This window comes from Streptomyces sp. NPDC002788 (genome assembly GCF_053592115.1).
The window spans coordinates 326400-347537 of the sequence record NZ_JBSFVB010000006.1 but is presented as its reverse complement, the minus strand read 5'-3'; the positions used below and the strand labels follow the sequence as shown (position 1 = coordinate 347537).

Sequence of the window (21138 nt, the reverse complement as noted above, 5' to 3'; positions counted from 1 at the left end):
GACCGTGCTGACCTCACCAGCGTCCCGCTGACCGCGCGGTGATGCATGTCCGGAGACTCCGCTGCTGGGGCGCGGAGCGCACCGGCCACTGGGGGGCGGAGCGTTCCCGGCCGACGACCTCGTCCCCCAGGTCGGGGATCGTCCACTTGACGGCGCGGAGTTCATGTCGACTCCGTCACCGTGCGCGGCGAGTGCGGTCACTGGGTGGTTGCGGGTGCCCGGGTTGCCCCTCAACGCCGTTTCCGGTACCGGCCGGCCACCCGGCACACCGCGTAGATCGTGAACGAGATCGTCGTGACGTAGGGGCTGATGGGGATGCTGCTGCCCAGGGCGAGCAGGATGCCGCCCTCGATCGATACCACGGCGAACAGCACGCTCAGCACGGGCAGCAGCACCGGATCGGCGGTGACGCGGGCGGCCGCCGCGGCCGGTGTCACCACCAGCGTGAGCACCAGCAGCGCCCCGACGATCTGCACCGACAGGGCGACCGCGAGTCCGAGTACGAGCATGAACGCGAAGGACAGCCCGCGTACGGGCACCCCGCGTGCCTCCGCCACGTCCGGGTCGGTGCTGGCGAAGGTGAGCGGGCGCCACATGACCGCCAGCGCGGCCAGCACCAGCACGGAGGTGCCGAGCAGCCACGACGTCTGCGGGGTGTCCACGGCGACGATCTGCCCGGTGAGCAGCCCGAACTTGTTGGCCGCCCGGCCCTTGTAGAGCGCGAGGAAGAGCACCCCGAGCCCCAGTCCGAACGGCATGATGATGCCGATCACCGAGTTGCGGTCCCGGGCCCGCGTCCCGAGGACGCCGATGGCGCCGGCCGCGAGAAGCGAACCGGCGATCGAGCCCGCCACGATGTTCGCCCCCAGCAGCAGGGCGGCCGACGCGCCGGCGAAGGACAGTTCGCTGATGCCGTGCACCGCGAACGGCAGGTCCCGCATCAGCACGAACACTCCGGCGAGCCCGCCCACGAGGCCGAGTGCCACCCCGGCGATGAGGGAGTTGCGGACGAGGGCCAGGAGTTCGCCGTAGTCGGTGAAGTCGAAGATCTGGTGCCAGATCCCGTCGGCGAGTGTCATGGGCGCACTCCGTCCGTCTCGTGAACCTGCTCGGGGTGGTGCGGCGGGGCGGCCTGCTCGTCGGGCGTTCCGGCGACCAGCACCCGGCCCCGCACACGCACGACATCGACCTGCGTGCCGTACAGGCGGGACAGCGACTCGGTGGTCAGCACCTCGTCCGGGGTGCCCACCCGGTGACCGCCGCGGGCCAGGTACAGCACCCGGTCCACCAGACCCAGCACCGGGTTGATCTCGTGGGTCACGAACACCACCGCCGTGCCGCGGGAGCGGCGCCGGGCGTCGATCAGCTCGGTGACGGCCCGCTGATGGTTGAGGTCGAGCGACAGCAGCGGCTCGTCGCACAGCAGGATGCGCGGATCGGTCGCCAGGGCCTGCCCGATGCGCACCCGCTGGCGTTCGCCGCCCGAGAGCATGCCGAGCGGGACATCGGCGTAGGCCGAGGCCCCGACCGATTCGAGGATCTCGTCCACCCGGCGTCGGACGCCGCCCGTGCGCAGCCGCGGGCCGAAGCGGTGCCCGTCGATGCCGAACCGCACCAGGTCCCGGGCGCGCACCATGGCCTGCGCGGACAGCGCCGCCTGCTGCGGGACGTAGCCGATGTGCCGGGCGGCCTCGAGGGCCGGCCGGCCGAGGACGGTCAGTGTCCCGGCGGACAGCGGCCGGCGGCCCAGCAGTGCCCGGACGAAGCTGGTCTTGCCGGCCCCGTTCGGGCCCAGCACGGCCAGGAACTCCCCGGGCCTCACGTCGAGGTCGAGGCCGCTCCACACCTCGCGGTCGCCGTAGGACAGGGCCGCTCCACGCAGGCTGACGACAGGCCCGCCCTCCTGGCGGGACACCGGGGTCACTTGGCCAGCGCGCCCGCGAGCGCGTGGACGTTGGCGGTCATCCAGCCGAGGTAGTCCTTGCCCTTGGGCAGGGTCTCGGTCACGGGCACGACGGGGACGCCGGCCGCCTTGGCCGCCGCCTCGGCCTTCTCGGTCTGCGGTCCGGAGGTCTGCGCGTTGTAGACGAGTACCTTGACCTTCTTGCCGCTGAACAGCGCCAGGCTCTCCTGCAGGATCCGCGGGGAGACGTCGTTCCCCTCCTCGATCGCCTCGCTGAACTCCGCGGGCGTCCTGTCGACCAGGCCGCTCGCCTCGGTCATGTAGAGCGGCACGGGCTCGGTGATCGCCACCCCCTCACCGCCGTGCTCCTTCTTGATCTGCGCCTCCTCGGCCTCCAGCGGCGTGAGCTTCGCCGTGAAGGCGGCGGCGTTCTTCTCGAAGGCGGCCGCGTCGTCCGGGTCGGCCTTCGCGAGGGCCGCGGATATCCGGTCGGCGACCTTGGCGACGGTGGGGAAGTCGTACCAGACGTGCTCGTTGAGCTCGCCGCCCCGCGGTGCGGTCCGGCCGGACACCTTCACCGCGTTGATCACCTGTGCGGAGTCGTTGTGGCCGCTTTTCAGCATGCGGTCGACGAAGTCGTCGTAGCCGCCGCCGTTCTCGATGACGACCTTCGCCTTGGACAGCGCCAGCTGGTTCTGGGGGTCGGCCTCGTAGGAGTGCGGGTCCTGGTCGGGGTCGCTGATGATCGAGGTGACGTCGACTCTGTCGCCGCCTATGTGCCGGGCTATGTCGCCGTAGACGTTCGTGGAGGCGACCACCGCCACACGGGCCGGCCCGCTCTTGCCGTCGCCGGAGCCCGACGAGCTGCCGCAGCCCGCGAGCAGGGCCAGGGACGCGCTGGTCAGCAGCGCCAGTCGGCGGGACGTGGACAGGGGCATGGCTCCTCCAGGACGGATGGGCGGGGGGTGGCTTGCAGGCGTCACGCTAGGTGGGAATGAATGTCAAGAGCGCGTTCCGGTCGAAGTCATGTGAAAACCATTGCCAATTGTTGGACATTGGCTGGACTGTCTATCCAGTCTCTGGACGAGTGGTCTAAAGTGGCAAGGGTGAGAGGAGGCGGGATGACCCCTGAGCCCGACGCCGAACGCAACGCGATCCTCGCCGCGCTGACCCCGGTCGTCGACGGCATCGCCGCGACCTTCGGCCCGGTCTGCGAAGTGGTGCTGCACGACTACCGGAACCCGGAGAAGTCGGTGGTCGCCGTGGCCGGTTCGGTGACCGGGCGGACGGTGGGCGGCGCGATGAGCGAGATCGGCATGCGCGTCCTGGCCCGCGCCGACCAGGCGGCCGACGAACTCAACTACGTCACCCGCACCCGGGACGGGACCATGGTGAAGTCCTCCACGATGGTGCTCCGGGACTCCACGGGAGCCGTGTTCGGCGCCCTCTGCGTCAACGTGGACGTCGGCGCCGTCGACCAGGTGCACCGGCTGCTCGGCGCGCTCGCCGGGACCGCCGCCGCCCCGGCGGACGTACCGACCACCACTTTCGGCAACGACATCGACTCCGTGGTCGACGCCCTCGTGGACGCCCACCGGTCGAAGCAGCGGGGGAGCTGGGCCGAGCTGGACCGCGCGGAGCGCCTGGAACTGTTCGGCGGGCTCGACGCACGCGGTGTCTTCGCCGTTCGCGGCGCCGTCGAGCAGGTCGCCGCCCGGCTGGGCATCTCCCGCGCCTCCGCCTACAACTACCTGGCCCGGTCCAGGGCCGCCCACGACACTTCCATCGGAGGACCCGCGTGACGACCACCGCCCCACCGGTCACCCTCGACGACGTCCGGGACGCCGCCGCCCGACTCAAGGGCGTCGCCCACCGCACACCCGTCCTGCGCTCCCGCACGCTCGACGCGCTCGTCGGTGCCGAGGTGCACCTCAAGTGCGAGAACTTCCAGCGCGTGGGCGCCTTCAAGTTCCGCGGCGCCTACAACACCGCCTCCCGCCTCAGCCCCGAGCAACTGTCCCGGGGTATCGCCGCCTACTCCTCCGGCAACCACGCCCAGGCCGTCGCCCTGGCCGCCCGCGAACTCGGGAGCACGGCCGTGATCGTCATGCCCGAGGACGCGCCGCCCTCCAAGCGCGCGGCCACCGCCGGCTACGGCGCCGAGATCGTCACGTACGACCGCTACACCGGTGACCGCGTCGCCGTCGCCGAGGCCCTGGCCGCCGAGCGCGGCCTGGCGGTCATCCCGCCCTACGAGCACCCGCACGTGATGGCCGGGCAGGGCACGGCTGCTCTCGAACTCTTCGAAGACGTAGGCGAGTTGGGGGCATTGCTGACGCCGGTCGGTGGAGGCGGGCTGATGGCCGGCAGTGCCACGGCGGCCAAGGGCCTGCACCCCGGCATCCGGATGATCGGAGTCGAGCCGGAGGCCGGGGACGACACCAAGCGCTCCCTGGAGGCAGGACGGCGCATCAGCATCCCGGTTCCGCACACCATCGCCGACGGCCAGGCCCTGCACACGCCCGGCGAGCTGACCTTCTCGGTGAACCGGAGACTCCTCGACGACGTCGTCCTGGTCACCGACGACGAGATCCGGGACGCGATGCGGTTCGCCTTCGAGCGCCTGAAGATCGTTGTCGAACCCAGCGGCGCCACCCCGCTGGCCGCCCTGCTCACCGGCCGCGCGGGCGCACTCCCGCCCAGGGTCGGCGTGATCATCTCCGGTGGCAACGTGGACGCGCGGCGCTTCGCCGAGCTCTGCGGCGGCGACGCCTCCTGACTGGCGCCGCCCGCCCGGCGGGCGGACGATGGAAGCAGACCCTCAGCGAGGAGGAGCGTCATGCTGGAAGTGAAGACGCTCGACAAGCCGGACGAGCGGCGCGACTACCCCCGAGGCCATCTCGAAGCCCTCCATATGACGGGACTGGACTTCGCCGTGGCCACCTTCGAACCGGGCTGGCGCTGGTCCGAGTCCGTGGCTCCGATCGCCGGGACCGACAGCTGCCAGGTCCATCACAACGGCTACGTGGTCTCGGGCCGGATGCACATCCGCATGGACGACGGTGGGGAGGGCGAGGTGGGCCCCGGCGACGTGTTCGTCTGCCCGCCCGGCCACGACGCCTGGGTCGTCGGCGACGAGCAGTGCGTGGTGTACGACTTCGCGGGCAGCATGGCCAAGGAGTACGCCAAGAAGGACTAGGCGTCTCGATCACGAGCGGGTGTTGCCGGGCGTCGCGGCACTCGTGCGTCTCGGCCTGCTCGGCGTGTGCGGGCGCGACCGCGTCGCCCCAGCGGGAGCGCTTGCCCAGCGGGAACGCTGCTCGGGGTTTCAGCCAGTGGGCGGGCGACGACTGGAGAGGGTCTCCGACAGGACCCGTCTCCCGGGGCCGGGCGGAGCCGCTCGCCCCGTCGGCTGCCGACTGATGCTGTCCTGGACGGGCCGGCGCCCGGGCGGGGGCCGGGATCGAGACACTACGGGGCGCCACTCGCCACGGCGACCGTGACCGCGCTGCCGGACGCCTCCAGGAACGCGGTGAGGGCAGCCGCCGCAGCGGCTGCCCTTTCCCGTCCCCTCGCTCACGCGGCCACCGCCCGACCGCGGGCGTGCGCAGCTCCCGCCGTGCCGTGGCCGGGCCCTCCCCATCGTCGCCCTGAGTCAGGCGTCGCCCACCAGGATCACCTCCAGCGTGCGCGGACCGTGCACCCCCTCGACCCGGTCCAGCTCGATGTCACTGGTCGCCGACGGCCCGGAGATCCAGGTCAACGGGCGTGCCGGATCGAGGCGTTCGAGCCCCTGCGGCACGGACGACACGATCTGGCCGGGGACGCGCACCACACAGATGTGGTGGTCGGGGACGAGGGTGGTCCGGCGCCGCCCCTGGTCGGGGGACCCGTCCAGCACGATCGTCCCGGTCTCCGCGATCGCGACCGCACAAGCGGTCACGACACTGTCCACCCGGTCGAGTTCGTGCGGGGTGCCTTCCGCCCGGTCCGCCACCCGCGTCACCCCGGTCGCCGCCAGCCACCCCCCGTCGAGCCCGGGCGGCACCAGCACCGAGGCCGACCCCCGCTTCTCCAGCAGACCCGCGATCAGCCCGGCCAGCCCGTCGGCGTCCGTGCGGTGCACGATCGCCCGGTAGTCCGCCAGGTTCTCGGCGAGCAGATCCACCGTCTCCGGGACACTCCGCTCCCCGTGCTCCCGCAGATAGTCGCGCGCAACCGCCTGCTCGTACGGCGGGTCGTCCCGCGGTACGTCCGCCAGCGCGCGCCGCACCCGGCCCAGGATCCGTTCCCTGCTGTTCACTTGGCACCGTCCTTCCCGCCGCGCGTGCGCTGCCACCAGTCCCGGAACGGCTCGGCGGGCACCGGCGGCAGGTCCCGCGACCCGCTCCACGCCTTGCCCGGGCCCGGCAGCGTCCGGGGATGGAAGCGGCGGGTCCGGGAGGCGGCGCGCTGGCCGGTGCGCAGCGCGCCCGGGTGCGCGAACGCCCAGCGTGCCGCGCGCATCGCGGCGCGTTCGGCGGCATGTCCCTTCGCGGGCCGCAGCACCACCTTGTTGCCCTCCCGGGTGACCTCGCCGCCCTGCACGACCCGTTCCCGCAAGTGCACCAGCACCTCGGGGATGTCGATGGCGACCGGGCACACCTCGTAGCACGCCCCGCACAGTGAGGAGGCGTACGGCAGCGAGGCGTCGATCTCGCTGGCCGTGCCCCGCAGTTGGGGGCTGAGGATCGCGCCGATCGGGCCCGGGTACACCGAGCCGTAGGCGTGCCCCCCGGCCCGCTCGTACACCGGGCACACGTTGAGGCACGCCGAGCAGCGGATGCAGCGCAGCGCCTGCCGGCCGACCTTGTCGGCCAGGGTGTCGGTGCGGCCGTTGTCCAGCAGCACCAGATGGAAGGTGCTCGGCCCGTCCCCGTCGCTCGTGCCGGTCCACGTCGACGTGTACGGGTTCATCCGCTCCGCCGTCGAGGAGCGGGGGAGGGTCTGCAGGAACACCTCCAGGTCCTGCCACGTGGGGACGATCTTCTCGATGCCGACGACCGAGATCAGCGTCTCGGGCAGGGTCAGGCACATCCGCCCGTTGCCCTCGGACTCCACGACCACCAGCGTGCCCGTCTCGGCGACCATGAAGTTGGCCCCGGAGACGCCGACCTTGGCGCGCAGGAACTTCTCCCGCAGGTGCAGCCGGGCCGCCTCGGCGAGTTCGGCGGGCGTGTCGGTGAGGCCCTCGGGGGCGGGGCGGCCCCATTCGCTCATCTCGCGGGCGAAGATGTCCCGGATCTCGCCGCGGTTGCGGTGGATGGCCGGTACCAGGATGTGCGAGGGGCGGTCCTTGCCCAACTGCACGATCAGCTCGGCGAGATCGGTCTCGTAGGCGCGGATGCCCTCGGCCTCCAGCGCCTCGTTGAGCCCGATCTCCTGCGTGGCCATCGACTTGACCTTGACGACCTCCGACTCGCCGGTCATCTTCACGAGCTGGGTGACGATCTCGTTGGCCTCGGCCGCGTCGGCGGCCCAGTGGACGATGCCGCCCGCGGCCGTGACCGCCTCCTCCAACTGCACGAGGTAGCGGTCGAGATGGCGCAGCGTGTGGTCCTTGATCCGCTTGCCCGCCTCGCGCAGCTCGGCCCAGTCGGACACCTCGGTCACGGCCTTGGCCCGCTTGGCGCGGATGGTGTGCGTGGCATGGCGCAGATTGCCGCGCAGGGTCTTGTTGCCCACGGCCTCCCGCGCGGCCTCCGGAAACGCCGGCATGCCGACGAACGTCCCGCTCATACGGCCGGTTCCTCCTCCGTGCTCGCCAGGATCTCCGCGATGTGCACCGGCCGCATCCCGGTCCGCAGCCGGGTCATCGTGCCGCCGATGTGCATCAGGCAGGAGTTGTCGGCCGCGCACAGCACCTCGGCGCCCGTCGACTCGGCGTTGCGCACCTTGTCGGTGCCCATCGCCGCCGAGACGTCGGCGTTCTTCAGCGCGAAGGTACCGCCGAAGCCGCAGCACTCCTCCGCCCCCGGCAGCTCGACCAGCTCCAGCCCCTCAACGGCCTGGAGCAGTCGCCGCGGCCGCTCGCCGAGCCCGAGTCCGCGCAGCCCGTGGCAGGTCGGGTGATAGGTCACCTTGTGCGGGTAGTACGCCCCGACGTCCGTCACGCCCAGCACGTCCACCAGGAACTCGGTGAGCTCGTACGTCTTCGGCACCACCGGCGCGAGCGTGGCGGCGAGGCTGTCCCCGCGCCCCTCGGCCCGGGCCCGCTCGCCCATCCGCGGATACAGCTCCCGCACCATCGCCCCGCAGGACCCGGACGGCGTCACGATCGCCTCGTAGCCGCCGAAGACATCGGAGAAATGCCGGGCGAGCGGTTCGGCCTGGTGCCGGTATCCGGTGTTGTAGTGCGCCTGCCCGCAGCAGGTCTGCGCCATCGGGAAGTCGACGTCGACGCCCAGTCTGGTCAGCAGCTTCACCACAGCGCGCCCGGTGTCCGGATACAGCGTGTCGTTGACGCAGGTCAGGAACAGGGCGACACGCATCGCGGCTCCTTGTGGTTGGTCGTCGGATGGGTACTGGGGGCCCACACGCGTTGAGCGTAGAGGGGGAGTAGTGCGGGCGCACGGACCGGGGGAGGCCCGGTCAGTCGCCGGCGAGCCGGGCCTGCGCGGCACGCCACCGCTCGGTCCCGCCCCGCGGCTCGTACCGCGTCAGTCCCTGCGTACGGACGAGCAGGCCCCGCATCCCCGCGAGGTCACCGACCAGCCCGTGTGCCCGGGCCTGCACGAGCACGTTTCCCAGCGCGGCCGCCTCGGTCGGCCCGGCCACCACCGGCAGCCCGCACGCGTCGGCGGTCAGCTGGCACAGCAGGGCGTTGCGCGTGCCGCCGCCCACCACATGCACGACGTCGACCGCCTGCCCGGCGAGCCGCTGGGCGTCCTGGACCGCCTTGCGGTGGGCGAGGGCGAGGGAGTCGAGGATGCAGCGCGTCACCTCGGCCGGCGACTCGGGCACGGGCTGCCCCGAGACCCGGCACGCCTCGGCGATCCGCTCCGGCATCCGCCCCGGCGCGAGGAACGCCGCGTCGCCCGCGTCCACGACCGACCGCAGCGCCTCCACCTTGGACGCCTCCAGCAAGAGCGCGCCCAGGTCCGGGTCTCCCCAGGCCCGCACGCACTCCTGGAGCAGCCAGAGCCCCATGATGTTGCGCAGATAGCGCACGGTGCCGTCCAGCCCCAGCTCGTTGGTGAAGTTGGCCGCCCGGCTCTCCTCGGTCAGCACCGGCGCGTGAAGCTCCAGACCGGCCAGCGACCAGGTGCCGGTGCAGATGTACGCGAACCGCTCGCCCGACGCCGGTACGGCGGCGACCGCCGAGGCGGTGTCGTGCGACCCGACGGTCGTCACCGGCACCGGGCCGGTGAGCCCGGTCTCCTCCAGCACCTCGTCGCGCAGCAGCCCCGCGGGATCGCCGGGCTGCCTGAGCGGTGCGAACAGGTCCAGGTCGATGCCGAGCCGGGAGGCGATGTCGTACGACCAGTCGCGCGTCCGGGGGTCGATCAGCTGCGTCGTGGACGCGTTGGTGAGCTCCGTGCCCTGCTCGCCGGTCAGCCAGTACGTCAGCAGATCCGGCATCAGCAACAGCCGCTTCGCCCCGGCGAGTTCGGCCGTGGAGCGGGCCGCCGCCAACTGGTAGAGGGTGTTGAAGGGCGCGTACTGCAGCCCGGTCGCGGCGTACAGTTCCTCGGCGGGCACGGTCGCCCACACCTTCTCCGCGACGCCCTCCGTCCGGGAGTCCCGGTAGTGCACGGGGTTGCCGAGCAGCACCCCGTCCGAGTCGAGGAGGCCGTAGTCCACCGCCCAGCTGTCGATACCGACGGAGTCGACCCGCCCGGCCGCCTTCAGCCCGTCCAGCACCCCCGCGTACAGCCCGAGCACGTCCCAGCGCAGCCCCTCCGGCAGGCGCACCGGCCGGTTCGGGAAGCGGTGGGCCTCGGCCAGCTCCAGGGTGTCCGGCCCGACGCGGCCGACCATGACGCGCCCGCTGGACGCGCCGAGGTCGACCGCGGCGTACGACTTCACGTCCGCGCTCATCGCAGGAAGGCGGCCGCGACGCCGGCGTCGACCGGGATGTGCAGCCCGGTGGTGTGGGTCAGGTCCCCGCCGGTCAGCGCGAACACGGCATTGGCGACGTGCTCGGGAAGCACCTCGCGCTTGAGGATGGTCCGCTGGGCATAGAACTCACCCAGCTTCTCCTCCTCGACCCCGTACACGGCGGCCCGCTTGGCTCCCCACCCGCCGGCGAAGATCCCGGAACCGCGCACGACACCGTCCGGGTTGATTCCGTTGACCCGGATGCCGTGCTCGCCCAGCTCGGCCGCGAGCAGCCGCACCTGGTGCGCCTGGTCGGCCTTGGTGGCCGAGTAGGCGATGTTGTTGGGCCCGGCGAACACGGCGTTCTTCGAGGCGATGTAGACGATGTCGCCGCCGAGATCCTGCGCGATCATCACCCGCGCCGCCTCCCGCGACACCAGGAAGGACCCGCGGGCCATGATGTCGTGCTGGAGGTCCCAGTCCCTGGCCGAGGTCTCCAGCAGCGGCTTGGAGATCGAGATGCCCGCGTTGTTGACGACGAGATCCACTCCGCCGAAGGCCAGCACGGCCGCCCGGAACGCCTCGGCGATCTGCTCCTCGGACGTGACGTCCACGGTCACCGCGACTGCCTTGTCGGGCCCGCCCAGTTCCTCGGCGACGGCCTCGGCGTTCTCGCCGTTGAGGTCGGCGACGACCACACACGCGCCCTCGGCCACGAGCCGGTGCGCGATGGCCTTGCCGATCCCGCTCCCGGCACCGGTCACCAGCGCGACCCGGGTCGCCAGCGCCTTGGGCTTCGGCATCCGCTGGAGCTTGGCCTCCTCCAGCGCCCAGTACTCGATCCGGAACTTCTCGGACTCCTCGATCGGCGCGTAGGCCGACACGGCCTCGGCGCCGCGCATCACATTGATGGCGTTGACGTAGAACTCTCCCGCAACCCGGGCGGTCTGCTTGTCCTTGCCGAACGAGAACATGCCCACGCCCGGCACCAGCACGATCGCCGGGTCGGCGCCCCGCATGGCGGGGGAGTCGGGCTCGGCGTGCCGCCGGTAGTAGGCGGCGTACTCCTCGCGGTACTCGGCGTGGAGTTCCTTGAGCCGGGCGATGGCCTCGTCCAGTGGTGCGCTCGGCGGCAGGTCCAGGACCAGGGGGCGGACCTTGGTCCGCAGGAAGTGGTCCGGGCAGGAGGTCCCGAGCGCGGCGAGCCGCGGGTGCTCCGCGCTCGCGAGGAAGTCGAGGACGACCTCGGAGTCGTCGAAGTGCCCGACCTGAGGCCGGTCCTGGGAGGCGAGGGCACGCACGTACGGGGCGAGGGCAGCGGCCCGCTCCCGCCGCTCCCCGGCGCTCAGCGCGGCGTACCCCTCGATCACGGGCCCGAACGGCTCGTCCTTCCCACGCTCGGCGAGGAACTTCTCCGCGGTCCGGATGATGTGCAGCGAGTTCCGCTCGCACTCCTCGGAGGTGTCACCCCAGGCGGTGATCCCGTGTCCGCCGAGGACGCAGCCGATGGCCTGCGGGTTGGCCCTCTTCACGGCCGCGATGTCCAGGCCCAGCTGGAACCCGGGCCGCCGCCACGGCACCCACACCACACTGTCCCCGAAGCACTCGGCGGTCAGCTTCTGCCCGTCGGCGGCACAGGCCAGCGCGATCCCGGAGTCCGGATGCAGATGGTCGACATGCGCGGCCTCGACGAGCCCGTGCATGGCGGTGTCGATGGAGGGCGCGGCTCCGCCCTTCCCGTGCAGGCAGTAGTCGAAGGCGGAGACCATCTCGTCCTCACGCTCGACCCCCGGGTACACGTCGACGAGCGCCCGCATCCGGTCCAGCCGCAACACGGCGAGCCCCGCCTCCGTGAGCGTGCCGAGGTCACCACCGGACCCCTTGACCCACATCAGCTCGACATCGCCCCCGGTGACCGGGTCGGTCCCGGTGCCCTTGGCGGAGGCGTTGCCGCCGGCGTAGTTGGTGTTGCGGGGATCGGCACCGAGCCGATGCGAACGAGCGAGCAGGGCGGCAGCTTCGGGATGGGGTGCCATGGATATCAGTTTCCTTTCAAGGGAGGAGTGTGTGAATCACTGAGGGGCACGGGGAACCGCGCGACCGGCCACATACGGCCCGCACCCCGCGGACAACGGATCTCAGATGCTTACGCACCCCACCCCGCCTGCTGTCCGCCCACCCGCTCGGCCACGATCTTCTCGGCCCACCCGGACCGCCGGTACGCGGCAATGGGATCGGGGTCCAGCCCCATCTCCTCCCGCACCTCACGAAGCAACGGCCGCACATCGGTGTTGTACGCGTCCATCAGCACGGCGTTGGCCTCCAGCACGTCACCGCCGCGCTGTGCCGCACCCAGGGCGTCACCGTCGACCAGCAGCGCCTTCGCCGTGGCCTCCTGCACATTCATCACCGACCGGATGATCGCCGGGATCTTCGCCTCGATGTTGTGGCACTGATCGAGCATGAACGCGACCTCGGGCGAGAACCCGCCGCCCCGCACCACCTCGTACATGATCCGGAACAGTTGGAACGGATCCGCGGCCCCGACCATCAGGTCGTCGTCCGCGTAGAACCGCGAGTTGAAGTCGAACCCCCCGAGCTTCCCCTCGCGCAGCAGGGTCGCCACGATGAACTCGATGTTGGTCCCCGGCGCGTGATGCCCCGTGTCGACGACGACCTGCGCCTTCGGCCCGAGCTTCAGGCAGTGGGCGTACGCGGTTCCCCAGTCCGGCACATCCGTCGCGTAGAACGCCGGCTCGAAGAACTTGTACTCCAGCAGCATCCGCTGCCCGTCCCCGAGCCGCTCGTAGACCTCGGCCAGCCCCTCCGCCAGCCGGTCCTGCCGGCCCCGGAGGTCGTCCTGCCCGGGATAGTTCGTCCCGTCGGCGAACCACAGCTTCAGATCGCTGGACCCGGTCGCATCCATGATGTCGACACACTCCAGCAGATGGTCCACGGCCTTCCGCCGCACGGAAGCCTCCGGATGGCAGATGCTCCCGAGCTTGTAGTCGTCGTCCTGGAAGGTGTTGGAGTTGATCGCCCCCAGCTTCACACCGCGCTGCTCCGCGTGCTTCGCCAGTGCCGCGTAGTCGTCGACCTTGTCCCACGGAATGTGCAGGGCCACCGTCGGGGCCACCCCGGTGAACTCGTGCACCTTCGCCGCGTCGTCCAGCTTCTCCTGCGGCGTGCGCGGAACGCCCTGCTGCGTGAACACCTTGAACCGCGTGCCCGAGTTCCCGTACGCCCACGACGGCGTCTCGACGGCCTGTGTCTTGAGAGCGGCCTTCGCCGCGGCGAGCTCGGTCACGTCAGGCTCCTGTGACATCGGGTCGTGACGACCACTGAATGAAACGATTCAGGACGCGAAGCTATGGGCCTCCCGAAGGGGTGTCAACCCCTCCGGCGCACACCTTTTCCCGTGACCAGGGCGTGACCTTCGGCCCTCGAAATATTTTCGACCGGTACCCATTGACGTGACATGCGCGGCGCGCCTAACGTCCCGGCAACCCAGTTGAAACCTTTCACGACGCCGGGAGGGCCGTCCCGCCGGCGTCGTCGAGGAGCCCCCATGACCCACCCGTCCACCACGGGTCCGGCCCCGGTTCTGGCGCTGAGGGACGTATCGAAGTCCTTCGGTGCGGTCCGCGCCCTGCGGGACGTCACCCTGGAGCTGTTCCCCGGGGAGGTGCACGCCCTGGCCGGTGAGAACGGTGCCGGCAAGTCGACCCTCATCAAGGCACTCGCCGGAGTGCACCGGCCGGACGCCGGCCAGGTGCTGCTCGACGGTGCGCCCGTCGCCTTCCACGGCCCCGGCGACGCCCGCGACGCCGGCATCGCCGTGATCTACCAGGAGCCCACGCTCTTCCCCGACCTGTCGATCGCCGAGAACATCTACATGGGCCGCCAGCCGCGCCGCGCCCTCGGCCGGATCGACCACAAGGCCACGCACAACGCGACCGCCGCCCTGATGCGGCGCCTCGGGGTCGAACTCGACCCCGACCGGCCCGCCCGCGGCCTGTCCATCGCCGACCAGCAGATCGTCGAGATCGCCAAGGCCCTCTCCTTCGACGCCCGCGTCCTGATCATGGACGAGCCGACCGCCGCCCTCACCGGCAGCGAGGTCGCCCGCCTCTTCGGGGTGGTGCGCACCCTGCGCGAGCAGGGCGCCGCCGTGCTGTTCATCTCCCACCGGCTGGAGGAGATCTTCGAGATCTGCCAGCGGGTCACGACCCTGCGCGACGGCGCCTGGATCGCCAGCGAGCCGTTGGAGGGCATGACCGAGGACGACCTCGTGCGCCGTATGGTCGGCCGTGACCTCGACGAGCTCTACCCCAAGCAGGACGTGCAGCCCGGCGAGGTCGCCCTGAGCGTGCGCCGGCTGACCCGCGAGGGTGTGTTCACCGACGTCTCCTTCGAGGTCCGGCACGGCGAGATCGTCGGCCTCGCGGGTCTCGTCGGCGCCGGCCGCACCGAGGTCGCCCGGGCGGTCTTCGGCATCGACCGCTGGGACGCCGGGGAGGTCTCCGTCCAGGGCAAGGCCCTGGTCAACGGCGCTCCCTCCACCGCGATGGCCGCCGGACTCGCCCTGGTCCCCGAGGACCGGCGCGCCCAGGGCCTGGTGATGGACATGTCCATCGAGCGGAACATCGGCCTCACCGGGCTCCGTGCGACGGCGAAGGCCGGGCTCATGGACCGCGGCGCCGAACGCAGCCGCTCCCTCGACTGGGCCGTCAAACTCCAGGTCAAGTACGCCCGGATCGCCGACACGGTCAACACGCTCTCCGGCGGCAACCAGCAGAAGGTCGTGCTCGCCAAGTGGCTCGCCACCGGCCCGAAGGTGCTGATCGTCGACGAGCCGACCCGCGGCATCGACGTCGGCACCAAGGCCGAGGTGCACCGGCTGCTGTCGCAACTGGCCGCCGACGGCGTGGCCGTCCTGATGATCTCCTCCGACCTGCCCGAGATCCTCGGCATGGCCGACCGCGTGCTGGTGATGCACGAGGGCCGCCTCACCGCCGAGATCCCGCGCTCCGACGCCACCGAGGAAACCGTGATGGCCGCAGCCACCGGGAGGGCCGCCGCATGACGGTCGTCACCCCCCAAGAGGCCCCCGTGGCCGACGTGCCCAAGTCGAGCGGCACCCGGCTGGTCGACCGCGTCTTCAAGATGCGCGAACTCGCCATCCTGGCCGTCTTCCTGGTGATGATCGGCGTCACCCAGGCCGGCAACAGCGAGTTCCTGTCCGAGCAGGGCATCAAGGACCTCCTGTTGAACGCGACGATCCTCGTGCTCGTCGCCACCGGCCAGTCCCTCGTCGTCATCACGCGCAACGTCGACCTGTCCGTCGGATCCACGCTCGGCATCAGCGCCTTCGCCGCCGGCACGTACCTCCAGGGCGGCGGCGACCCGGTCGTAGCGATCGCGCTCGCGGTCCTGCTCGGCATCGGCTTCGGACTGCTCAACGGAGCGCTCGTCAGCCTCGGTCAGGTACCCGCCCTCGTCGTCACCCTCGGCACGCTGTACATCATCCGCGGCATCGACTCCATCTGGGTCGGCTCCCGCCAGATCACCGCGGCCGATCTGCCCGGCGGATTCGTCGACTTCGGCTCCGGCGGCATCTCCGCGGTGCCGTACCTCGCCCTGATCGCGCTGGCGGTTCTCATCGCCACGGCCTATTACCTCAAGCACTTCGGCAGCGGCCGCGAGCTCTACGCGCTCGGCTCCAACCCGGAGGCCGCCCGCCTCGCCGGCATCCCCGTGCGCAAGCGGATCCTCGCCGCGTACACCTTCTGCGGCGCCCTCGCCGGACTCGCCGGCGCGATGTACCTGGCCCGGTTCGGCAACGTCGACTCCGGAACCGGCAGCGGTTACGAACTGACGGTCGTCAGCGCGGTCGTGGTCGGCGGTGTCGTCTTCACCGGCGGCTCCGGCAGCGTCTACGGCGCGGCCCTCGGCGCGCTGCTGCTGACGTCCATCAACAGTGTGCTGCCCGCCCTCGGCGTCAGCTCCGTCTGGGTGCTCGCCATCAACGGCATCCTGCTCATCCTCGCCATCGCGGTCGACCGGGTCGTCGCGCTGCGCGTGGCCTCCGCCCTGAAGAAGAGGAACGCCCGCCATGGCTGACATGTCCCTGAGCCGAGCGGTCCGCTGGTCCGCGTTGAAGAGGTGGGATTCCGCCGTCGGTGCCCTGCTCGTCGTGGTCCTGCTGTTCTCCTTCGGCCTCGTCGACGGATTCGGCAACGCGCTCAACCTCTCGTTCCTGATCGGCAACACGCTGCCGATCGCGCTGATCGCGCTGCCGATGACCCTGCTGGTCGTCTCCGGGGAGATCGACCTGTCGGTGGCGTCCACGGCCGGCCTGTCCGGCGCCGTGATGGGCGCGCTGTGGAACCAGGGCATGGCCATCGAGACGATCATCCCGGTCTGCCTGCTGCTGGGCGTGGTGTGCGGGCTGATCAACGGGCTGCTGGTGACCAGGCTGGGGCTGCCGTCCCTCGCCGTCACCATCGGCACGCTGGCCGCGTACCGGGGCATCGCGCAGATCGTGCTCGGCTCGGACGCGGTGACCGACTTCCCGACCCAGTACCTGGACTTCGCGGCCGGGCGCATCGGAGACACGTTCATCCCGTACGCGCTCCTGCCCTTCCTCGTCCTGCTCGCCGTCGCCGTTGTCGCGCTGCACGCCACGCCGTTCGGACGGTCGCTGTTCGCGATCGGGGCGAGTGAGGAGGCCGCCCGTTTCGCCGGGATCCGGGTCAAGCGGCAGAAGCTGATCCTGTTCACGCTGACCGGGTTGATGGCCTCACTGACCGGGATCTTCTGGGCGCTGCACTACGCCAGCGCCCGCTACGACAACGCCACCGGCCTGGAACTGTCCGTCGTGGCCGCCGTGCTGCTCGGCGGTATCGACTTCGACGGCGGAAAGGGCACGCTCGGCGGCGCCGTCGCCGGGGTGTTCCTGCTGGGGGCGCTGCAGAACGTCATGAGCCTCCAGGACGTCTCCGCCCAGTCGCAGATCGTCGTCACCGGCGTTCTGCTCGTCCTGTCCGTGCTCGGCCCCAGGGTCGCACGGCAGATCTCCGTAGCGAGGGCGGGCCGCAGAGCCGCCTCGACTCCGACCTCCTCACCCAGCCCTTCCTCGTAAAGGACCATCGTCATGCGCAAGTCGACCCTCCGCCGCAGCTGCGCGGCGCTCGCCACCGCCACCTCCCTCGCCCTGGCGCTCACCGCCTGCGGCGGCGGCACCACCAAGAAGGACGTGCAGAACGAGGGCGGTTCCGCCGCCACCGCCGGCAAGGCCGACCCGAACGCGGCCACCAAGAAGGGCCTCACCGTCGGGTTCCTGCCCAAGCAGGTCAACAACCCGTACTTCACCTCCGCCGACAGGGGCGGCGAGAAGGCGCTGAAGGAGCTGGGCTCCAGCTACAAGGAGGTCGGGCCCTCCAGCGCCACCGACACCGCCGGGCAGGTCAGCTACGTCAACACGCTCACCCAGCAGCAGGTCGACGCGATGGCCGTCTCCGCGCAGGACCCGGGCGCCCTGTGCACCGCGCTCAAGCAGGCCATGAAGAACGGCATCAAGGTCGTCACCTACGACTCCGACACCACGCCCGACTGCCGCAACGCCTTCGTCTCGCAGGCCTCCGCCGAGGACCTGGGCCGTACCGAGGTGCAGCTGCTCGCCAAGCAGATCGACTACAAGGGCGAGATCGCGATCCTGTCCGCCGCGCAGACGGCGACGAACCAGAACACCTGGATCGACTTCATGAAGGACGAGCTGAAGAAGCCCGAGTACAAGAACATGAAGCTGGTGAAGGTCGCGTACGGCAACGACGACGCCCAGCAGTCCTTCCAGCAGACCCAGGGCCTGCTCCAGGAGTACCCGAACCTGAAGGGGATCATCTCCCCGACCACCGTCGGCATCAAGGCCGCCGCCCAGTACCTGTCGGGCTCCAAGTACAAGGGCAAGGTCAAGCTGACCGGCCTCGGCACCCCGAACGACATGCGCAAGTACGTCAAGAACGGCACCGTCGAGGCGTTCGAGCTGTGGGACCCGGCGAAGCTGGGCGAGCTGGCGGCGCGTACCGCCGTCGCGCTGTCCTCCGGGCAGATCACCGGCAAGGAGGGCGAGACCTTCAAGGCCGGCTCCATGGGCGAGTACACCATCGGCAAGGACGGCGTGATCAGCCTCGGCAAGCCGACCGTCTTCGACGCCAAGAACATCGACCGGTTCAACTTCTGATCACCGCGTTTTTTCGATCACCGAAAGGGCTGTTGATGCAGCGCGTGTGCTTCCTGCTGAAGGTCCGGGCGGACCGCCTCGACGAGTACCGCGAGCGGCACGCCGCGGTGTGGCCCGAGATGCTCCAGGCACTCTCGGAGACCGGCTGGCACAACTACTCGCTCTTCCTGCGCGAGGACGGACTGCTCGTCGGCTACCTGGAGACCGAGGACTTCGCGGCCGCCCAGGCCGGAATGGAAGCCACCGACGTCAACGCCCGCTGGCAGGCGGAGATGGCGCCGTTCTTCGAGTCGCTGGACGGCGCCCGGCCCGACGAGGCCATGAAACCGCTCACGGAAGTGTTCCACCTCGCCTGACGAAGGAGTCCACGAGATGCACAGACGTACCCTGCTGGCCGCCGCCCTCGCCGGAGCCGTGGTGACCCCCGCCCTCGCCGCCGGCACGGCCCGCGCCGCCGACCCCGGCCCCTCCGTCACCCGGACCGGCACCACCACCCTCGACAGCCAGGCCATCTTCTTCGTGTCGTACGACGGGCTGGTCAACAACAACTCGTTCCAGAAGAACGGCCTGCTGACCTACAAGGGCTACCAGTACGCCGTCTGGTACACCGCCGACCGCAACGCCGTGGTAGGCCGCCGCGCCCTCGGAGCCAGTAGCTGGTCCACCGTGCAGGTCGGCCACACCCTGCGCTACAACGACTCCCACAACGTCATCTCCATGGGCGTCTCCAAGGTCGACGGCCGCCTCCACCTCAACATGGACTCCCACAGCGACGGCTTCACCTACGTCAAGTCGGTCGCCGGGCTCATGGACAACCCGGCCGGGCTGAGCTGGACCGCGAGCCGCTTCGGAGCGCCCCAGTCGACGCTGGACGGCCTGGCGCTGACCTCGCAGTTCACCTACCCGCAGTTCATCTCCACGCCAGAGGGCAGGCTCCAGCTGAGCTACCGTGTCGCCGTCTCCGGCAACGGCCGCAACGCGCTCGCCGAGTACGACGGCACGAGGTGGACCAACCTCGGCGAGTGGTCGAGCTCCACCGGCACGTACCGCAGCGAGCACGGCTCCTCGACCGCCCGCAACATGTACCTGCACGGCATCGACTACGACCGCAGCGGCCGGCTGCACTCCTTCTTCACCTGGCGCGAGCAGAACGGCGCCGTGATGTGCAGCAGCGGCGGCATCACCAACCACGACACCGGCTACGTCTACTCCGACGACCGCGGCCGCACCTGGCGCAACAACGCGGGCACCGTCGTCGGCGTCACCGGCGGCTCCGACAAGGTGTCCGTGAACGACGCCGGCCTGGTCGTCGACCCGCTCAACCCGGACCACTCCCTGATGAACCAGGAGAGCCAGTTCACCGACTCCGCGGGCCGGCCGCACGCGATCATCTCCTACGTCCCCGGTCGTTTCGGGCAGTGCACCACCAACTACGTCTCCGACCGGACGCGCAACGGCCGTGCCTTCCACGTCCGCAGGAACGCTTCCGGCACCTGGCAGAAGACCGAGATCCCGGTCCCGCTGAACTCCAGCCAGCGCACCAAGCTGATCCTGGACAAGTACGACAACGCCTACGCGATCTTCCCCTTCGGGCGGATCGCCGGAGCCTCGGCGGCCTCCGGACACACCGACTGGAGGATCCTGTTCGACGGCAGCGGCCTCAACGCCTTCGGCGAGGTCGTCATCGACGAGACACGCGTCGCGCAGGACGGGGTGCTGTCCTTCATGTACCAGGAGAAGTCCAGCGGTACGACGCCCTCGGCGCTGCGCGTGATCGACTTCCGCCTGCCTGCCTGACCGAAGCCGGTCGCCGGGGCGGCCTGCCGGTAATGTGAAGCCGCCCCGGCCGCCCCCCCCACATCACCCTCTGGAGGTCCCTGCCCGATGGCCCAGTCGGTGGGTATCAAGGACGTCGCCCGCGCCGCCGGAGTCTCCGTCGGCACGGTCTCGAACGTGATCAACCGCCCGGACACGGTCGCCACCGAGACCCGGGCCCGCGTGCTGTCCGCGATAGACCGGCTCGGCTACGTCCGCAGCGAGTCCGCGCGCCAGCTGCGCGCCGGCCGCAGCCGCATCATGGGGCTGCTCGTCCTCGACATGGGCAACCCCTTCTTCGTCGACGTGGCGCGCGGCGCCGAACGCGCCGCACGCCAGGCCGGCCTCGGCGTGATGGTCTGCAACAGCGCCCAGAACCCGGGCGAGGAGGCGGAGTACCTGTCGCTCTTCGCCGAGCAGCGCGTACGGGGCGTGCTGCTCACCCCCGCCGACGCGACCGGCCGCAACATCGGGGCGTTCCGCCGGCACGGCATCCCGTTCGTCCTGGTCGACCGGGTCGCCGAGGGCACCACCGAATGCTCGGTCTCCGTCGACGACGTGGCGGGCGGCGCCCTGGCGGTACGCCACCTCGTCGACGCCGGGCACCGCTCCCTCGCCTACGTCAGCGGCCCGCCGGGCCTGAACCAGGTCCGTGACCGCCGCACCGGCGCCCTCGAAGCGCTCGCGGAGGCCGGGCTCGGCCCCGACGCGCTGCGCGAGCTGCCCACCGAACGGCTGGACGTCGCCGCCGGCCGGGACGCGGGCGCCCGCCTGCTCGGCCTGGCCGACCGGCCGACCGCCGTGTTCTGCGCCAACGACCTGCTCGCCCTCGGCGTCCTGCAGGCCATGTACGCCGCCGGCGTGGACGTCCCCGACGACCTCGCCATCGTCGGCTACGACGACATCGAGTTCGCCGCCGCCGCGGCCGTCCCGCTCACCTCGGTCAGACAGCCCGCCGTCACCATGGGCGCCATGGCCGCCGACCTGCTCCTGGAGGAGACGGAAGAGGAGGGCCCGGCCCGGCCGCACGAGCACCGGAGGGTCGTGCTCCAACCCGAGCTGGTGGTCCGCCGCTCCAGCCTGTCCGCCCGCTGAGCCT

At 70.9% G+C, this 21138-nt stretch carries 19 protein-coding genes; 10 read left to right on the top strand and 9 right to left on the bottom strand.

Annotated elements, in window-relative coordinates; genetic code table 11:
- Positions 1-230: 230 nt before the first annotated feature.
- From ACWD1U_RS14575 to ACWD1U_RS14565, 3 genes are read right to left on the bottom strand one after another with little or no spacing between them, the layout of a single operon-like run.
- The gene (locus ACWD1U_RS14575; protein WP_451107488.1) at positions 231-1079 is read right to left on the bottom strand and encodes a metal ABC transporter permease; all 849 of its coding nucleotides are present in this window, start codon (positions 1077-1079) and stop codon (positions 231-233) included.
- On the bottom strand, positions 1076-1924 hold the full coding sequence (locus tag ACWD1U_RS14570) for a metal ABC transporter ATP-binding protein (protein WP_451107486.1): 849 nt from the start codon (positions 1922-1924) through the stop codon (positions 1076-1078). The genes ACWD1U_RS14575 and ACWD1U_RS14570 overlap by 4 nt, the downstream gene beginning before the upstream one ends.
- Positions 1921-2841, bottom strand: coding sequence for a metal ABC transporter solute-binding protein, Zn/Mn family (locus ACWD1U_RS14565; protein ID WP_451107484.1), 921 nt, complete (start codon positions 2839-2841; stop codon positions 1921-1923). The genes ACWD1U_RS14570 and ACWD1U_RS14565 overlap by 4 nt, the downstream gene beginning before the upstream one ends.
- 183 nt (positions 2842-3024) lie before the next feature.
- Here ACWD1U_RS14565 and ACWD1U_RS14560 point away from each other — a divergent pair, with 183 nt between their 5' ends.
- Genes ACWD1U_RS14560 through ACWD1U_RS14550 form a run of 3 tightly spaced genes read left to right on the top strand, consistent with a single transcriptional unit; the run spans position 3025 to position 5102 of the window.
- Complete coding sequence (locus ACWD1U_RS14560) at positions 3025-3705, top strand: helix-turn-helix transcriptional regulator (protein ID WP_451107482.1); 681 nt, start codon at positions 3025-3027, stop codon at positions 3703-3705.
- Entirely contained in the window at positions 3702-4682 is a 981-nt protein-coding gene (locus tag ACWD1U_RS14555) for a pyridoxal-phosphate dependent enzyme (RefSeq protein ID WP_451107480.1), read from the top strand. Before ACWD1U_RS14560 ends, ACWD1U_RS14555 begins: the two co-directional genes overlap by 4 nt.
- Before the next feature lie 60 nt (positions 4683-4742).
- Positions 4743-5102 (top strand): cupin domain-containing protein, encoded by a 360-nt coding sequence (locus ACWD1U_RS14550; protein ID WP_451107479.1) that lies wholly within the window; start codon positions 4743-4745, stop codon positions 5100-5102.
- 456 nt (positions 5103-5558) lie between these two features.
- On the opposite strand, the gene ACWD1U_RS14545 is transcribed toward ACWD1U_RS14550, so the two are convergent.
- The 6 genes from ACWD1U_RS14545 to rhaI form a co-directional block, all read right to left on the bottom strand.
- Positions 5559-6206, bottom strand: coding sequence for a LutC/YkgG family protein (locus ACWD1U_RS14545; RefSeq protein WP_451107477.1), 648 nt, complete (start codon positions 6204-6206; stop codon positions 5559-5561).
- On the bottom strand, positions 6203-7681 hold the full coding sequence (locus tag ACWD1U_RS14540; RefSeq protein WP_451107476.1) for a LutB/LldF family L-lactate oxidation iron-sulfur protein: 1479 nt from the start codon (positions 7679-7681) through the stop codon (positions 6203-6205). The genes ACWD1U_RS14545 and ACWD1U_RS14540 overlap by 4 nt, the downstream gene beginning before the upstream one ends.
- Positions 7678-8433, bottom strand: coding sequence for a (Fe-S)-binding protein (locus ACWD1U_RS14535; RefSeq protein WP_451107474.1), 756 nt, complete (start codon positions 8431-8433; stop codon positions 7678-7680). The genes ACWD1U_RS14540 and ACWD1U_RS14535 overlap by 4 nt, the downstream gene beginning before the upstream one ends.
- Positions 8434-8533: 100 nt before the next feature.
- Positions 8534-9982: a rhamnulokinase gene (locus ACWD1U_RS14530; protein WP_451107473.1), complete on the bottom strand. Its 1449-nt coding sequence runs from the start codon at positions 9980-9982 to the stop codon at positions 8534-8536.
- On the bottom strand, positions 9979-12018 hold the full coding sequence (locus ACWD1U_RS14525; protein WP_451107471.1) for a bifunctional aldolase/short-chain dehydrogenase: 2040 nt from the start codon (positions 12016-12018) through the stop codon (positions 9979-9981). Before ACWD1U_RS14525 ends, ACWD1U_RS14530 begins: the two co-directional genes overlap by 4 nt.
- Before the next feature lie 110 nt (positions 12019-12128).
- Positions 12129-13289, bottom strand: a complete 1161-nt coding sequence (gene rhaI / locus ACWD1U_RS14520; protein WP_451107469.1) for an L-rhamnose isomerase — start codon at positions 13287-13289, stop codon at positions 12129-12131.
- Between the two features lie 261 nt (positions 13290-13550).
- On the opposite strand from rhaI, the gene ACWD1U_RS14515 reads away from it, so the two are divergent.
- The 7 genes from ACWD1U_RS14515 to ACWD1U_RS14485 all read left to right on the top strand — a co-directional run bounded on the left by ACWD1U_RS14515 (position 13551) and on the right by ACWD1U_RS14485 (position 21134).
- Positions 13551-15068 (top strand): sugar ABC transporter ATP-binding protein, encoded by a 1518-nt coding sequence (locus tag ACWD1U_RS14515; RefSeq protein ID WP_451107467.1) that lies wholly within the window; start codon positions 13551-13553, stop codon positions 15066-15068.
- A complete protein-coding gene (locus ACWD1U_RS14510; protein WP_451107465.1) occupies positions 15065-16105 on the top strand; it encodes an ABC transporter permease in 1041 nt (346 codons plus the stop codon). Before ACWD1U_RS14515 ends, ACWD1U_RS14510 begins: the two co-directional genes overlap by 4 nt.
- Positions 16098-17126, top strand: a complete 1029-nt coding sequence (locus tag ACWD1U_RS14505) for an ABC transporter permease (protein ID WP_451107463.1) — start codon at positions 16098-16100, stop codon at positions 17124-17126. Before ACWD1U_RS14510 ends, ACWD1U_RS14505 begins: the two co-directional genes overlap by 8 nt.
- Before the next feature lie 12 nt (positions 17127-17138).
- The gene (rhaS, locus tag ACWD1U_RS14500; protein WP_451107461.1) at positions 17139-18224 is read left to right on the top strand and encodes a rhamnose ABC transporter substrate-binding protein; all 1086 of its coding nucleotides are present in this window, start codon (positions 17139-17141) and stop codon (positions 18222-18224) included.
- Between the two features lie 35 nt (positions 18225-18259).
- Positions 18260-18580 carry an L-rhamnose mutarotase gene (locus ACWD1U_RS14495; RefSeq protein ID WP_104784503.1) on the top strand — a complete coding sequence of 107 codons (321 nt, stop codon included), beginning with the start codon at positions 18260-18262 and terminating at the stop codon, positions 18578-18580.
- Positions 18581-18596: 16 nt separating this feature from the next.
- On the top strand, positions 18597-20021 hold the full coding sequence (locus ACWD1U_RS14490; RefSeq protein ID WP_451107459.1) for a BNR repeat-containing protein: 1425 nt from the start codon (positions 18597-18599) through the stop codon (positions 20019-20021).
- A gap of 87 nt (positions 20022-20108) precedes the next feature.
- Positions 20109-21134 (top strand): LacI family DNA-binding transcriptional regulator, encoded by a 1026-nt coding sequence (locus ACWD1U_RS14485; RefSeq protein WP_451107458.1) that lies wholly within the window; start codon positions 20109-20111, stop codon positions 21132-21134.
- Positions 21135-21138: the final 4 nt, after the last annotated feature.

Bases quoted from the DNA above. Each gene is read 5' to 3' on its own strand.
- ACWD1U_RS14530 (WP_451107473.1), bottom strand. From the start codon at position 9,982: ATGAGCGCGGACGTGAAGTCGTACGCCGCGGTCGACCTCGGCGCGTCC.
- rhaS (WP_451107461.1), top strand. From the start codon at position 17,139: ATGCGCAAGTCGACCCTCCGCCGCAGCTGCGCGGCGCTCGCCACCGCC.
- ACWD1U_RS14515 (WP_451107467.1), top strand. From the start codon at position 13,551: ATGACCCACCCGTCCACCACGGGTCCGGCCCCGGTTCTGGCGCTGAGG.
- ACWD1U_RS14565 (WP_451107484.1), bottom strand. From the start codon at position 2,841: ATGCCCCTGTCCACGTCCCGCCGACTGGCGCTGCTGACCAGCGCGTCC.
- ACWD1U_RS14490 (WP_451107459.1), top strand. From the start codon at position 18,597: ATGCACAGACGTACCCTGCTGGCCGCCGCCCTCGCCGGAGCCGTGGTG.
- ACWD1U_RS14510 (WP_451107465.1), top strand. From the start codon at position 15,065: ATGACGGTCGTCACCCCCCAAGAGGCCCCCGTGGCCGACGTGCCCAAG.
- ACWD1U_RS14505 (WP_451107463.1), top strand. From the start codon at position 16,098: ATGGCTGACATGTCCCTGAGCCGAGCGGTCCGCTGGTCCGCGTTGAAG.
- ACWD1U_RS14560 (WP_451107482.1), top strand. From the start codon at position 3,025: ATGACCCCTGAGCCCGACGCCGAACGCAACGCGATCCTCGCCGCGCTG.
- ACWD1U_RS14485 (WP_451107458.1), top strand. From the start codon at position 20,109: ATGGCCCAGTCGGTGGGTATCAAGGACGTCGCCCGCGCCGCCGGAGTC.
- ACWD1U_RS14540 (WP_451107476.1), bottom strand. From the start codon at position 7,681: ATGAGCGGGACGTTCGTCGGCATGCCGGCGTTTCCGGAGGCCGCGCGG.
- ACWD1U_RS14525 (WP_451107471.1), bottom strand. From the start codon at position 12,018: ATGGCACCCCATCCCGAAGCTGCCGCCCTGCTCGCTCGTTCGCATCGG.
- ACWD1U_RS14535 (WP_451107474.1), bottom strand. From the start codon at position 8,433: ATGCGTGTCGCCCTGTTCCTGACCTGCGTCAACGACACGCTGTATCCG.
- ACWD1U_RS14495 (WP_104784503.1), top strand. From the start codon at position 18,260: ATGCAGCGCGTGTGCTTCCTGCTGAAGGTCCGGGCGGACCGCCTCGAC.
- ACWD1U_RS14550 (WP_451107479.1), top strand. From the start codon at position 4,743: ATGCTGGAAGTGAAGACGCTCGACAAGCCGGACGAGCGGCGCGACTAC.
- ACWD1U_RS14575 (WP_451107488.1), bottom strand. From the start codon at position 1,079: ATGACACTCGCCGACGGGATCTGGCACCAGATCTTCGACTTCACCGAC.